At 66.3% G+C, this 14,190-nt stretch carries 10 protein-coding genes; 7 read left to right on the top strand and 3 right to left on the bottom strand.

From position 1 onward, the window contains the following. The first annotated feature begins 22 nt into the window (after nucleotides 1-22). The 6 genes from ACLJPD_RS15020 (at nucleotide 23) to narI (ending at nucleotide 9,025) form a co-directional block, all read left to right on the top strand. The gene (locus ACLJPD_RS15020; RefSeq protein WP_410872714.1) at nucleotides 23-922 is read left to right on the top strand and encodes a phosphatase PAP2 family protein; all 900 of its coding nucleotides are present in this window, start codon (nucleotides 23-25) and stop codon (nucleotides 920-922) included. A gap of 99 nt (nucleotides 923-1,021) precedes the next feature. Further along, complete coding sequence (locus tag ACLJPD_RS15015; RefSeq protein WP_410872713.1) at nucleotides 1,022-2,218, top strand: nitrate/nitrite transporter; 1,197 nt, start codon at nucleotides 1,022-1,024, stop codon at nucleotides 2,216-2,218. Nucleotides 2,219-2,255: 37 nt separating this feature from the next. Continuing rightward, the gene (locus tag ACLJPD_RS15010) at nucleotides 2,256-5,945 is read left to right on the top strand and encodes a nitrate reductase subunit alpha (RefSeq protein ID WP_410872711.1); all 3,690 of its coding nucleotides are present in this window, start codon (nucleotides 2,256-2,258) and stop codon (nucleotides 5,943-5,945) included. Beyond that, nucleotides 5,945-7,600, top strand: a complete 1,656-nt coding sequence (gene narH, locus ACLJPD_RS15005; protein WP_410872709.1) for a nitrate reductase subunit beta — start codon at nucleotides 5,945-5,947, stop codon at nucleotides 7,598-7,600. The genes ACLJPD_RS15010 and narH overlap by 1 nt, the downstream gene beginning before the upstream one ends. Next, nucleotides 7,600-8,277: a nitrate reductase molybdenum cofactor assembly chaperone gene (gene narJ / locus ACLJPD_RS15000; protein WP_410872708.1), complete on the top strand. Its 678-nt coding sequence runs from the start codon at nucleotides 7,600-7,602 to the stop codon at nucleotides 8,275-8,277. The genes narH and narJ overlap by 1 nt, the downstream gene beginning before the upstream one ends. Nucleotides 8,278-8,293: 16 nt before the next feature. Beyond that, entirely contained in the window at nucleotides 8,294-9,025 is a 732-nt protein-coding gene (gene narI / locus ACLJPD_RS14995; protein WP_410873416.1) for a respiratory nitrate reductase subunit gamma, read from the top strand. 12 nt (nucleotides 9,026-9,037) lie between these two features. On the opposite strand, the gene ACLJPD_RS14990 is transcribed toward narI, so the two are convergent. Together ACLJPD_RS14990 and ACLJPD_RS14985 are read right to left on the bottom strand one after the other, a co-directional pair. Continuing rightward, entirely contained in the window at nucleotides 9,038-9,604 is a 567-nt protein-coding gene (locus tag ACLJPD_RS14990) for a TetR/AcrR family transcriptional regulator (RefSeq protein ID WP_410872707.1), read from the bottom strand. 103 nt (nucleotides 9,605-9,707) lie between these two features. Continuing rightward, entirely contained in the window at nucleotides 9,708-10,604 is an 897-nt protein-coding gene (locus tag ACLJPD_RS14985) for a LysR family transcriptional regulator (protein ID WP_410872706.1), read from the bottom strand. Between the two features lie 122 nt (nucleotides 10,605-10,726). Between ACLJPD_RS14985 and ACLJPD_RS14980 the strand changes: the two genes are divergently transcribed. Beyond that, nucleotides 10,727-11,599, top strand: coding sequence for an alpha/beta fold hydrolase (locus tag ACLJPD_RS14980; RefSeq protein WP_410872705.1), 873 nt, complete (start codon nucleotides 10,727-10,729; stop codon nucleotides 11,597-11,599). Nucleotides 11,600-11,620: 21 nt separating this feature from the next. Here ACLJPD_RS14980 and ACLJPD_RS14975 read toward each other — a convergent pair whose 3' ends face one another. Next, a complete protein-coding gene (locus tag ACLJPD_RS14975) occupies nucleotides 11,621-14,101 on the bottom strand; it encodes a molybdopterin-dependent oxidoreductase (protein WP_410872703.1) in 2,481 nt (826 codons plus the stop codon). Between the last annotated feature and the right edge of the window lie 89 nt (nucleotides 14,102-14,190).

The following is a 14,190-nucleotide window of genomic DNA, read 5'->3' as shown; positions in this document are numbered from 1 at the left end:
GGGGCCGCCGTAGCGTGACACGATGTCCCACAGTCTGATCCCGCTGCCGCAACGGCGCTGGCCCGGCATCGCCGTCATCGCTGTCGCCGTCGCCACGGCGACCTACCTCCTCGCGGTGCGCACCGGCACCGGACAGGCCATCGAGAACGCCGCGTTGCGCGGTGCGGACCAGGCCTCTGCGCGGGACGCGAACCAGGCCTCGCACAGCCTGGACCAGATCACCGTGTACTCACTGGCCGTCGCGGTGGTCGCCGTCGCCGCGATCGCCGCACTGCGCAAGCGATTCGATCTGCTGATCGCGGCGGTCGGGGTGATCGTGGCCGGGCAGGTGATCGTACAACCGCTCAAGCGGTATGTGCTGCCGCGACCCGAATTGGTCGACATCACCGGCCATTACGCGCAGAACAGCCTGCCGAGCGGGCACACGACGATCGCGATGACGGTGTTGTTCGCGACGATCATCGTCGTGCCCTACCGCTGGCGTGGGCTCGCGTTGGTCATCGTGCTGACCTGGGCGGTCGGGATCGGCCACTACACACTGACCGCGAAATGGCACCGGCTCAGCGACACCATCGCCGCCGACGCCATCTCGCTCGCGCTGGCCTGCCTGGCGTCGTGGTGGGTGGTGGCGCGCGGTGGCGTGCGCCGCTACACCGGCCGCGCCAAGGTGATCGCGGTGCTCGTCACCGTTTTCGCGACCGCGTCGGCCGTGCTCACCGCCGCCCTCGGCGCGGTGCTGTGGGGCGTTCCGCTGAGCGAGGAGGGCGTCGCCGTCGCGACCAGCGACGACGAGTGGAACATCTATCTCGGTGCGACGGCCTTCGCGTCGGCGGCGTCGCTGTTCACGGCACTGGCGTTCCTGGCCGCCTGGCATCGCCTCGACACCACGATCGACAACGATTCGCCTTCCCGAGCTCGATGATCGAGGCACTATCGGATTGCTCGCCTCCGAGTTCGCAATGGTTGCCAGAATGTTGCGTGTCATCGGCCGCGTCCCGGACCGTTGTGGTTTCCTGATCGTGTGACCTCGCCCGAGTCCGCGGTACGCACCGGGTCCCCGACCCTCAATCTCGCCCTGGCCACCTGGGTTTCGGCGATCAACTTCTGGGCCTGGAACCTCATCGGTCCGCTCTCCCCCAACTATGCCGACAAGATGGCGCTGAGCAGCATGGCGGCCTCGATCATGGTGGCGATGCCGATTCTGGTCGGTTCGCTGGGCCGGATCGTGTCCGGTGCGCTCACCGACCGCATCGGCGGGCGGGCGATGTTCATCGGGGTCTCGCTGGCCTCGATCGTGCCGGTCGTCGCGGTCGGTATCGCGGGCAGCATCGAGTCCTACCCGCTGATGCTGGTGTTCGCTTTCCTGTTGGGTATCCCCGGTACCGTCTTCGCGGTCGGGATTCCGTTCGCCAACTCCTGGTACGTGCCCGCCCGGCGCGGCTTCGCGACCGGCGTGTTCGGGGCGGGCATGGTCGGCACCGCGGTGTCGGCGTTCTTCACACCACGGTTCGTCCGCTGGTTCGGGCTGTTGCCGACCCACCTGATCGTGGCGGCCACCCTCGCGGTCACCGCGGTGGTGTGCATCCTGTTCATGCGCAATTCGCCCGACTTCACCCCCAACACCGATCCGGTGCTGCCCAAACTGCGCGCGGCGATGAAACTCGGTGTCACCTGGGAGATGTCGTTCCTCTACGCGGTGGTGTTCGGCGGATTCGTGGCATTCAGTTCGTACCTGCCGACCTATATCAAGAACGTGTACGGCTTCTCCGCGGTCGACGCGGGCACCCGCACAGCCGCTTTCGCGCTCGCCGCTGTCATCGCCCGGCCCATCGGCGGAGCGCTGTCGGATCGGATCGCGCCGAAGTACATCGTGGTCACCTCGCTGGCGGGGACAGCGGTCATGGCCGTGGTCGCGGCTTTCAAACCGCCCGCCGATGTCGCGTCGGCCGCCACGTTCATCACCTTGGCGCTGTTCCTCGGCATCGGGACCGGCGGCGTGTTCGCCTGGGTGGCTCGACGCACACCGGCCACGAGCGTCGGCAGCGTCACCGGAATCGTCTCGGCGGCAGGCGGTCTCGGCGGTTACTTCCCGCCGCTGATCATGGGCATCACCTACAACGAGGCCAGTCACAGCTACACCGTCGGCCTGCTGCTGCTCGCGGCGACCGCGTTGGCCGCCCTCGTCTACACCGTGGTCAAGCTGCACGCCGTCGAGTAACGCCCGTTCGCGTCCCGTACGTCGAAGGAGAAGCGCAGTGGCACACCGAGCCCGGATCGGCGGCCCCGTCGAAGATCTGCTCGTCCGAAGCGGCCGATTCTTCACTCCCGGAGTCGAATCCGCCGACCTGCGGTCCGTCACCCGCGAGGGCGGGCGCGAAGGCGACATCTTCTACCGCAACCGGTGGAGCCACGACAAGGTGGTTCGGTCGACCCACGGTGTGAACTGCACCGGGTCGTGTTCGTGGAAGGTCTACGTCAAAGACGACATCATCACCTGGGAAGCCCAGGACGTCGACTATCCGTCGGCGGGCCCGGACCGCCCCGGCTACGAGCCCCGTGGCTGCCCGCGCGGGGCCGCGTTCTCCTGGTACACCTACTCCCCCACCCGCGTCCGCTACCCCTACGCGCGCGGTCTGCTGGTCGAGATGTATCGCGAAGCCAAGAACAGGCTCGGCGACCCAGTCCTGGCCTGGGCCGACATCCAAGCAGATCCCCAACGCCGGCGCGGATACCAAAAAGCCAGGGGCATGGGCGGTTTGGTGCGGGTGAGCTGGGACGAGGCCGTCGAGATGATCGCCGCCGCGCACGTGCACACCATCGCCGAATACGGGCCGGACCGAGTGGCCGGATTCTCGCCGATCCCGGCGATGTCGATGGTCTCCTTCGCCGCCGGTTCGCGCTTCATCGAGCTCATCGGCGGCGTGATGACCTCCTTCTACGACTGGTACGCCGACCTGCCGGTGGCCTCGCCGCAGGTATTCGGCGACCAGACCGATGTCCCCGAGTCCGGCGACTGGTGGGACGCCTCGTACCTGCTGATGTGGGGCTCCAACGTGCCCGTGACCCGCACACCGGACGCGCACTGGATGGCCGAGGTGCGCTATCGCGGGACCAAGGTCGTCACGATCAGCCCCGACTACGCCGACAACACCAAGTTCGCCGACGAATGGATGCCGTGTGCGGCGGGCACCGACGGCGCGATGGCGATGGCGATGGGCCACGTCATCCTGACCGAGTATTTCGTCCGCAAGCGGGAGAAGTTCTTCGTCGACTACGTGCGGAAGTTCACCGACCTGCCGTTCCTGGTGAGTCTGGAACAGCGCGACGGCCGGTTGGTCCCCGGCAAGAACCTCACCGCCGCCGACCTCGGCAGCACCGAGGAGAACGCGGCGTTCAAACCGATCTTCGTCGACGGCGTGACCGGTCGACCCGTCGTCCCGCACGGCTCGCTCGGCTTCCGCTACGGCCCCGACGGTGCCGGTAAATGGAACCTGGACCTGGGCGATTGGCAGCCGGTTCTCAGCGTCGCCGACGTGCGCGGCGCGGATCTGACGGGTGTCACCGTCACGCTGCCCCGATTCGACACCATCGACGGCCACGGCGAGACCGTCGAGCGCGGCGTGCCGGTCATGATGCTCGACGGCCGTCCGGTGTGCACCGTGTTCGATCTGATGCTCGCCCAGTACGGCGTGCGGCGCGAAACACTGCCGGGCGAGTGGCCCAGCGACTACGAGGACCCCGACAGCCTCTACACCCCTGCCTGGCAGGAACGGATCACCGGCGTCAGCGCCGATCAGGTCATCCGGATCGCCCGCCAGTTCGCCGACAACGCCGTCGATTCCGGTGGCCGCTCCATGATCATCATGGGTGCGGGCATCTGCCAGTGGTTCCACGGCGACGCCACCTATCGCGCGATCCTGGCGATGCTGCTGCTCACCGGGTCGATGGGGCGCAACGGCGGCGGGTGGGCGCACTATGTCGGCCAGGAGAAGTGCAGGCCGGTGACCGGATGGTCGACCGTGGCGATGGGCACCGACTGGTCGCGCCCGCCGCGGCTGATGGCGGGCACCTCCTACTGGTACGCCCACACCGACCAGTGGCGTTACGACGGCTACCGCGCCGATGTGCTCGCCTCCCCGACCGGGCGTGGGCTGTTCCGTGGCAAGCACACGATGGATGTCATGAGCGCGGGCGTGGCGATGGGGTGGACGCCGTTCTATCCCCAGTTCGACCGCTCCTCCCTGACGCTGGCCGACGAGGCGAAGACAGCAGGCGTCGATCCGGTCGCTTACACCGTCGACCAATTGCACAGTGGCGCGCTGAAATTCGCGGTCCAGGACCCCGACAACCCGAAGAACTGGCCACGCGTGCTCAGTGTGTGGCGGTCGAATCTGCTCGGTTCCTCGTCCAAGGGCAACGAGTACTTCCTGAAGCATCTGCTCGGCACCAGCTCGAACGTGCGCAACGACATCGCCGGGCCCGATGATCGACCCGTCGATGTGGTCTCCCCCGACGAGGTGCCCGAAGGCAAGCTCGATCTGTTGATGTCGATCGACTTCCGCATGACCTCGACCACCCTGTTCTCCGATATCGTGCTGCCCGCGGCGACCTGGTACGAGAAGGCCGACCTGTCGAGCACCGACATGCACCCGTTCATGAACGCGTTCACCCCCGCGATCGATCCGCCGTGGGAGACCAAGTCCGACTTCGACGCGTTCGCCGCGATCGCCCGGGTGTTCTCGTCGATGGCCGCGCGCCATCTGGGCACCAGGACCGATGTCGTTCTCGGCACCCTGCAACACGACACCCCGGGGGCGATGGCCTATCCCCATGGCACCCAATCGAATTGGCAGGACACCGGTGACAGGCCGGTGCCGGGCAAGACGATGGGCCCGATCGCGGTGGTCGAGCGCGACTACGCGGCGATCGCCGAGAAGTGGACCGCGCTCGGACCGTTGGTGGAGAAGCTTGGCCTGACCACGAAGGGCATCACCGTCGTCCCGGATCAGGAGGTCACCGAACTCGCCCGCCTGCACGGTGTGATGAATGCCGGCGTGGCGCTCGGTCGGCCGGCGATGGAGACCGCGGAGAAGGCGGCCGAAACCATTCTCATGCTCTCGGGAACCTCCAACGGGCGCCTGTCGGTGGAGGGTTTCACAGAGCTCGACCGCCGCACCGGCTGCCACATGGTCACGTTGGCCGAGGGCAGCGAGGAGCGCCGGATCACCTTCGCCGAGACACAATCTCGCCCGGTGCCGGTGATCACCAGCCCGGAATGGTCGGGCAGCGAAACCGGTGGCCGACGGTACGCGCCGTTCACCCAGAACATCGAATTCGGCAAACCGTTCCACACACTCACCGGGCGCATGCATTTCTATGTCGACCACGACTGGATCGAAGAACTCGGCGAAGCACTCCCGATCTACCGGCCGCCGCTGGATATGGGCAGGCTCTTCGGCGAACCGGCGATCGGTGAGCGCAACGGTGTCGGTCTGACCCTGCGCTATCTGACGCCGCATTCCAAATGGTCGATCCATTCCGAATACCAGGACAATCTGCTGATGCTGTCGCTCTCGCGCGGCGGTCCGACGATGTGGATGAGCCCCGGCGACGCGGACAAGATCGGCGTCGGCGACAACGACTGGGTCGAGGCGCTCAACCGCAACGGTGTGTACGTGTGCCGGGCGGTCGTGTCCCAACGCATGCCCGAAGGCGTGGTCTACGTCTACCACGCACAGGAACGCACCATCGATGTGCCGCTCTCGGAAACTACCGGAACCCGTGGCGGCATTCACAATTCGATCACTCAGCTGCTCATCAAACCGACGCATCTGGCAGGCGGTTACGCCCAGACCGCGTTCGCGTTCAACTATCTCGGCCCCACCGGAAATCAACGCGACGAGGTAACCGTGGTCCGTCGCCGCAGCCAGGAGGTGACGTACTGATGAAAGTCATGGCGCAGTTGGCGATGGTGATGAACCTGGACAAATGTATCGGCTGCCACACCTGCTCGGTGACCTGCAAACAGGCCTGGACCAACCGTTCGGGCACCGAATACGTGTGGTTCAACAATGTGGAAACCCGTCCGGGGCAGGGATATCCGCGCACCTATGAGGATCAGGAGAAATGGCGTGGCGGCTGGACCTTGAAGAAGGGCCGGTTGCGACTGCTCGGCGGTGATCGTTTCGCCAAGCTCGCCAATATCTTCGCCAATCCGAAGATGCCCGCGATGAGCGACTACTACGAGCCGTGGACCTACGACTATGAGAATCTGATCAATGCCCCACTGAGCGAGCAGATCCCGGTCGCCGCGCCGCGCAGCCTGCTCACCGGTGAGCGGATGAAGATCAACTGGTCGGCCAACTGGGACGACGATCTGGCCGGGTCGCCGGAGATCCTGCCGGGAGATCCGGTGCTGGCCAAGGTGAGCGAGCAGGTCAAGTCCGACCTCGAGTCGACGTTCATGTTCTATCTGCCGCGCATCTGCGAGCACTGCCTGAACCCTGCGTGTGTCGCGTCGTGCCCGTCCGGCGCGATCTACAAGCGCACCGAGGACGGGATCGTGCTCGTCGATCAGGACAAGTGCCGTGGCTGGCGGATGTGCATCTCCGGTTGTCCGTACAAGAAGGTGTATTTCAACCACAAGACCGGCAAGGCCGAGAAGTGCACGTTCTGCTATCCGCGCGTGGAGGTCGGGCTTCCCACGGTGTGCGCGGAGACCTGCGTCGGCAGGTTGCGTTATATCGGGCTGGTCTTCTACGACGTGGACCGGGTGCTCGACGCCGCGTCCGTCGCCGACGAGCACGATCTGTACGAGGCCCAGGTGGAGATCATGCTCGACCCGTCCGATCCGGAAGTCATCGCGGGCGCGCGGTCTTCGGGAATCCCGGACAGCTGGATCGAGGCGGCGCAGCGATCCCCGATCCATACGTTGATCAAGGACTTCCGCGTCGCCCTGCCGCTGCATCCGGAATACCGGACCTTGCCGATGGTCTGGTACATCCCGCCGCTGTCACCGGTGGTCGACGCGGTCAGCCGCGACGGTCACGACGGCGAGGACGTGGGCAATCTCTTCGGCGCATTGGAATCGCTGCGTATTCCCTTGGACTATCTGGCCGGACTGTTCACCGCGGGCGACACCGAACCGGTGGCCGCGGTCTTGCGCAAGCTGGCGGCGATGCGGTCCTATATGCGCGATATCAATCTCGGACGCGAACCGCAGGCCCATATCCCGGCGGCCGTGGGGATGACCGAGGAGCAGATGTACCGGATGTACCGGTTGCTCGCACTCGCGAAAATCGAGGACAGGTATGTGATTCCGTCAGCGTATGCCGACCAGGGCCATCAACTCGAGGAATCGATGACCGATTGCGCGCTCGATTTCGACGGCGGTCCCGGCATGTACGAGCAGGCGTCGGGCCCGTTCGGTGAGACCAGCGGCAAGCCGGTGCCGGTCGCAGTCGAAACGTTCCAAGCGCTCAAACAACGCCAGACCAGCGAAACACTGCATGCCGACGCCAATGATCCCACCCGGGTCAACCTGCTCAACTGGGATGGTAAAGGCGCACCCGACGGCATGTTCCCCGGCGGCGGCAAATGATGCGCGGCCGGACGGCGCGCCGGACCGCCGAGCATCGCCTGACCTGGCAGGCGGCGTCGCTGTTGCTGGCCTATCCGGACGCCGAGCAGAACTCGCGACTCGACCTCGTCGCGCAGTTGTGTGCCCACCTGCCACCCGAGCGGGCCCACCCGTTGCTCGACACCGCCGCGGCACTACGCGCACTGCCCGAAAGGGTTGCGGCACAACAGTATGTCGACACCTTCGACCTGCGCAGGCGGGCAACACTGCTGCTCACCTACTGGACCGACGGCGACACCCGCAACCGCGGCATGGCGATGCTGACCTTCACCGAGGCCTACCGGACCGCCGGTGTCACCCCACCGTCGAGCGAGGTTCCCGACCATCTCCCGGTCGTGCTGGAATTCGCGGCGACCGTCGACCCGGTGGCAGGCGCGGCCCTGCTCACCGCCAATCGGCGCGCGATCCACGCCATCGGCATGGCCCTGGTCGACGAGGACTCGCGCTACGCCCCGACGCTGGCCGCGGTCATCGCCACGCTGCCGACCGCGACCGATTCCGACCTCGGGTGGGCCCGCAGGCTCGTCGACACCGGCCCGGCCGCCGAATCGGTCGGGCTGGCCCCGTTCACCCTGACCGTGCCACCGCGCCGCGTTGCCGACGATCGCAAACCCGCTGTAGCGAAAGGACTTCGGTGACATGGACGGAGAAGGCATCTCGGCGGGTGAGATCTTCTGGGACATCGTCCCGTATGTGAGCCTGGCGATTCTGATCGTCGGCACGTGGTGGCGCTACCGCTACGACAAGTTCGGCTGGACCACTCGCTCCTCCCAGCTCTACGAATCCACGCTGCTGCGGATCGGCAGCCCGCTGTTCCACTACGGGATGATGGTGGTGATCGTGGGCCACATCATCGGCCTGGTCATCCCCGAATCCTGGACCGACGCCATCGGTATGAGCCAGCACGTCTATCACATCCAGGCCATCGCCCTTGGCAGCATCGCCGGTGTCTCCACGCTCGCCGGTCTCGCGCTGCTCATCTATCGGCGGCGCCGCAACGGGCCGGTGTTCACCGCCACCACCCGCAACGACAAGATCATGTACCTGGTCCTGGTCTGCGCGTTGGTCACCGGCCTCGCGACCACACTGATCGGGTCCGGCGCGGTCGGTCCTGAACACAACTACCGCGAAACCGTCTCACCGTGGTTTCGCTCGATCTGGATCCTGCAGCCGCGCGGCGATCTCATGGCACAGGCGCCGCTGTCGTTCCACATCCACGTGATGATCGCGCTGATCCTGTTCGCGATCTGGCCGTTCACCCGACTCGTGCACGCCTTCAGCGCCCCGATCAGCTATTTCTACCGGCCCTACATCGTCTACCGGACCCGCTCGAGCGCCAAGCCCGACGAGTTGATGGGATCGCGCCCGGAGCGCCGGGGCTGGTAGCCGAATCAGTGCTCACCCACGCTGCGGGACAACGATTGCGAGCATCGCGGTGAGCTCATCGACCACGTCGTTGAGCGGTGTGATCGTGCGGGTCGTGCGGCACAGGATGACCGCCCCCTCGATTGATGCCATCGCCATCGTCGCCAGCGGAACGGCCCGCTGTTCGGAGACCCCGGCCGCGACAAGGGAGGCGCGCAGGCTGGCTTGCCACCGCTCGATGATGGTGGCCACCTTGTGCGCGAGCTCGTCGTCGGGAGCGCCGCCGACCGCCACCGCGATCACGGGGCAGCCTGCCTTGAAGTCGCTCGTCTGCAGAATCTGCGTCCAGAACGCGGCGAACCGTCGCAACCCCGCGACCGGCCCGTCCGCGAGCGAATCGTCGATGATGGCGGCGATGGCATCACCGGCCAGGTCGAGCGATTCGCTGATGATCTGCCCGCGACCACCGGGAAAGTGGTGGTAGACCGAGCCACGCGGCGTCGCGGTGCGCGCGAGGATCGCATCGACCGTCACCCCGGCCGCGCCGCGCTCCCGCAGCAGCTCGACGCCGCCGAGCAACATTTTGTGTCGCGTTGTCACCCGCGCCGCCATCGGCCGCCACCTACCTCACGTAGTCCACGATTATTGTATGTCTCATAATATAGCCGCCACCTGCGGCAGAGACCGGCACCGCCCGTGCATCTCAGGCCCTGCTCCGGTTCCCGGCGTCAACTGCCACCTGCACGAGCGCTTCGACCCGGCGGGTGAGTCCCGCAGTCATCCAGCCAAGGCCGAATTGAAGGGGTGGCGCGTCGGTGACGGGGACGAAGACGACATCGGGGCGGAGGTAGAACAGTGGTGCCTGGGTGGTCGTGAGGTAGACGCCTCGACCCGCCCCGACGAGAGCGAGGATTTCCTGGAAAGTGGCCGCGGTGGGCCCGGGTGGGATGTGACGGCCGGAGGGGGTGCGCTTGGGGTGGTGGAAATCGTCGAAGTCCGCCGGTAGCTCGGGCGGGTTCTGGATCATCGCGACGTCGGCGAGGTCTTCCAGCGACACTGCCCTTCGCCGCGCGAACTCGTGGTCGGACGGGACCGCGAGCATCTTGTCCTCGGAGATCAGCGGGGGCCCGATGGCCATGTCGGGCTCGCACATCGGAAAGCAGCACAGCAGGGCTTCGACCTCACCCGAACGCAGCCGGTTCGCTCCGTCGCTGAGCTGCATCTCCATGATCCGCACCTCGCATTCCGGGTAGCGCACGTGAAAGATCTCGCCCACCTCGAGCAGGTACCGCCCACCGGCGGACCCGAAGTAGCCGACCTGCACGGTTCCCGCGATGCCACGCCCGGCCAGCTTGGCATTGCGCATGCTGCGCTGAACCTGCTCGTAGGCGGGATGCAATTCCGCACGCAGCCGAACTCCGACCGCGGTGAGCGCCACTTTGCGGCTGGTCCGTTCGAACAGCGCAACCCCGACCTGGCGTTCGATCGCCTTGATCGTCTTGCTGACATGCGCCGTCGACACTCGCAGTCGTTCCGCGGTGCGGCCGAAATGCAGTTCCTCCGACAGCGTCAGGAACGCCTCGATCTCGTGTCGCTCCACTGTCGTCCTCGTGATCCTTGCCCGCTGGTTAACGATCGTTGGGTGATCAGTCGTTGATCACACCCGGCGAACGCTCAATCATAGATTTGTCCACGAAAACCTGCAGAGAGGTCGGTTTCGGCATGGTGGTAGTCACCGTCCCGCGCATCAAGCACCGGTTCGTCGAGATCGACGGGGTGCGGGTGTTCTACCGGGAAACCGGACCGCAGCACGCACCGGCTCTGCTTCTGCTGCACGGCTTTCCGTCGGCCTCGCACCAGTTCCGGCGGCTCATGGACGCGCTCGGCGGGCGATACCGGCTGATCGCTCCCGACTATCCCGGGTTCGGGCACACGGAGGCCCCAGCGGATTTCGAATACAGCTTCGAGCGGCTCGCCGACATCGTGGAAGGCTTCATCGACGCGGTTCGCCTCTCGCGATTTGTGTTGTACGCCTTCGACTTCGGCGGCCCGGTGGGATTGCGCCTGGCTACCCGTCGCCCCGAACTGATCTGCGGGCTGATCGTGCAGAACTCCAACGCCTACGACGAGGGCCTGTCCGACCTCGCCCGCGCCATGACCGCGAACACCCCAACCGTACCCGGCGGTGCGGACAGCGTGCGACAGATCCTCGAACTGCCCGTCACCCGCGGCCAATACGAGGGTGGCACAGCCGATCCCGAACTCATCGCACCCGACGGCTGGACCATGGACCAGCACTTCCTCGACCTTCCTGGCCGTAAGGAAGCCCAGGTCGAGCTGGGACTGGACTACCACACCAACCTCGCGCTCTACCCGGTCTGGCAGCAGTGGCTGCGCGAGAACCAGCCGCCCACCTTGGTGCTGTGGGGTCGCAATGACGCCTTCTTCCCCGAAGCCGGCGCGCACGCCTACCTGCGTGACCTCCCCGACGCCGCCGTCCACATTTTCGACACGGGCCACTTCGCACTCGAGGAGAAACTCTCCGAAATCGCCCCGCTCATCAGCGATTTCGTCGACAGCCTGGATCAGGAGTAGTCCATGCGGTGACTCGGTAGGTCACGAGGTGACGAGCGCGTCGAGGCGTGCGGGGACGTGTTTGTGCCACGGTGTGCCCGCCAGGTCGTCCTTGAGGCCGAGGCTGGTCAGCTCGTTGGGTGAGACACCTTCGGAGGTGGTGGTGCCGTCGGTGGCCGGGAAGTCCAGACCGAGACCGTTGGGCAGGGCGATATTGCCTGCCCTCATCATGTCGCTGATCTCGACAGTGACTGTCGCGGAACCGGTTTCGGTGGTCAGGCGCGCTTGATCGCCGGTGGCGAGGTGGAGCGCGGTGGCATCCGCGGCGCTGATCCGCAGGGCGCCGTGCTTGTCGCGGCGACGCCATTCGGGGTTGCGGAAGATGGCGTTGGCGGTGAAGGAACGGCGCTCACCGGCGGCCAGGACCAGCGGGAACTCCTCGGTGGTCCAGACCGAACGTGCCGAGGGCAGCGCACGGACCTGACCGAGGAGATTCTCGATCGCGATGGTGAATCTGCGGTCCTTGCGCTTGACGTGGTGCCAGACGTCGTCCCAGGTGTCGTCGGTGAACACGACGCCGGTAGGTGAGTCGATGATCGCGTCGAACAGTTTATTGCCGGGCGCCGCGCCTTTGCCGGTAAAGCCGGCTCGTGCAACACCTTTCGGATTCGACATCGCACAGATCTGGCTCAGACCCCACAGCACGGCCGCACCGCGGACCCGCGGCGGCAGGGTTTCGCCGAGTGTTTCGTAGAGCAGATAGGGCGCGAGCTTCGCCAGCGCGGGCCGGGCGGCGAGCGTCGCGAAGAAGCTGGCGCCGAACGTGTCGCGCCCGCTGCGAGCGGCGCGGCGCAGTCGGTGGATCGTCGCCGTGTCCACCGCGCCCATTCGACGCAGGAGCTCGGCGTAGATCTCGGGCTCGGATCGGGTGCCCGGCAGCGGATCGACGATGGGCTTGCGCAGGTGAAAGATGTTGCGCGGGAACTCGAAATTGAAGAACGTGGCTTCGGGCTTCTCGAATTGGCTCGCGGCGGGCAGCACATAGTCGGCTTCGCGCGCGGTCTCGGTGAACGCGACATCGATCACGACCGACAGTTCGATCGACCGCATCGCGGCGCGGAACCGTTTCGAATCAGCGAGCGAATGCGCGGGATTGGACGAGTCGATCCAGATCGCCCGGAAACGGTCGGGGTGCTCGGTGAGGATCTCGTCGGCGATCGAATTGCACGGCAACAGGCCGCCGATGATCTTCGCGCCGGTGACCGGACTCGTCCGACTACCGCCCGCCGCTCCCGCGGTGCCGCCGAGCATGCCGCCTGCGAGTGGAATCATCGCGTCGAGCAGGGCGCGCGAGCCCGCTTCGACCGCGGGTCGCAGTGCCGCGATGCCGGACAACGCGGGCAGCGCGACCCCGATCGCCGAGCCCGCCGTCGTGACCGCACGCGCCGTCGCCGCCTTGCGGGCGCGGTCCAGCCTGGTCGGCGGTTTCCGCGGGCCCGCGCCGGAGCCACCGCCACCGGCCAGCGGCGCGAACGAGGAGTGCAGGAACATCTTCCCCGGTCCGGCGAAGTTGCCGGTGAGAATCCACAGCAGTTTGTTGAGGTAGGACACCAGCGTGCTGTTCGGCGCCTGCTGGATGCCGAGATCCTCGTAGACGCACACGCTCGACGCGGCGGCGATCCGTCGCGCGGCGGCCCGAATCTGTTCTTCACCGACACCACTGGTGACGGCGAAGGCCGCGATATCGACGTCGGCGAAGGCCGCACGGACCTCGTCGTAGCCGCTGGTGTGCGCGGCGATGAAAGCAGCGTCGACGAGATCTTCCTGCACGAGCACCGCGACCATGGCGGCGATCAGCCACGCGTCGCCACCGGGGGTCACCTGCAGGTGATGGTCGGCCATGGCCGCGGTTTCACTGACCCGGGGGTCGACCACGATCATCGCTCGATGTGGATCGGCCGCAACCTCTTTGAGCAGTGGACGCGCACGCGGAAAACTGTGGCTTTGCCAGGGGTTCTTCCCGACGAACACGAGCACCTCGGCATTGTCGAAGTCGCCTTTGGTGTGCCCGCCGTAGAGCCGGGCGTCGACCCACATCTCGCCGGTCTTCTCCTGCGCCAACGCATTCGAGTGGTACACCGATCCCAGCGCGCCGCGCAGCGCGAGCTGATTGGCCACGCCGAGGTGATTGCCTTGCCCGCCGCCACCGTAGAAGAAGATCTTGTCGCCACCGAACCGGGTCTCGACCTCGGTCAACCGGGTGGCGATCTCGTCGAGTGCGGTGTCCCAATCAATCTCGACATAGGAACCGTCGGCGGTCCGCTTCAACGGCGAGGTGAGCCGGTGCGGGCCGTTCTGATACAGGTCAAGGCGCATCGCCTTCTCGCAGGTGTAGCCCGCCGAGGCCGGATGCGCTTTGTCACCACGGATCTTGGCGAACCGCCGCCCGTCCACCTCTACCGTGATCCCGCAGTTGCACTCGCACAACACGCACGCGGTCGCCTGCTGCTCCGGTTCGGCCATGCGACACCCTCCAGCTCGAGACATCACGGCCTGCCGCCAGGCCGTTCTATGGTATGCAACATAACATAGGCGAACAGCGGCGACGGCGC

Source organism: Nocardia sp. A7 (assembly GCF_046549215.1).
Classification (GTDB): domain Bacteria; phylum Actinomycetota; class Actinomycetes; order Mycobacteriales; family Mycobacteriaceae; genus Nocardia.
The sequence above is the reverse complement of the archived record's forward strand: the minus strand, read 5'-3'. Positions and strand labels throughout refer to the sequence as shown.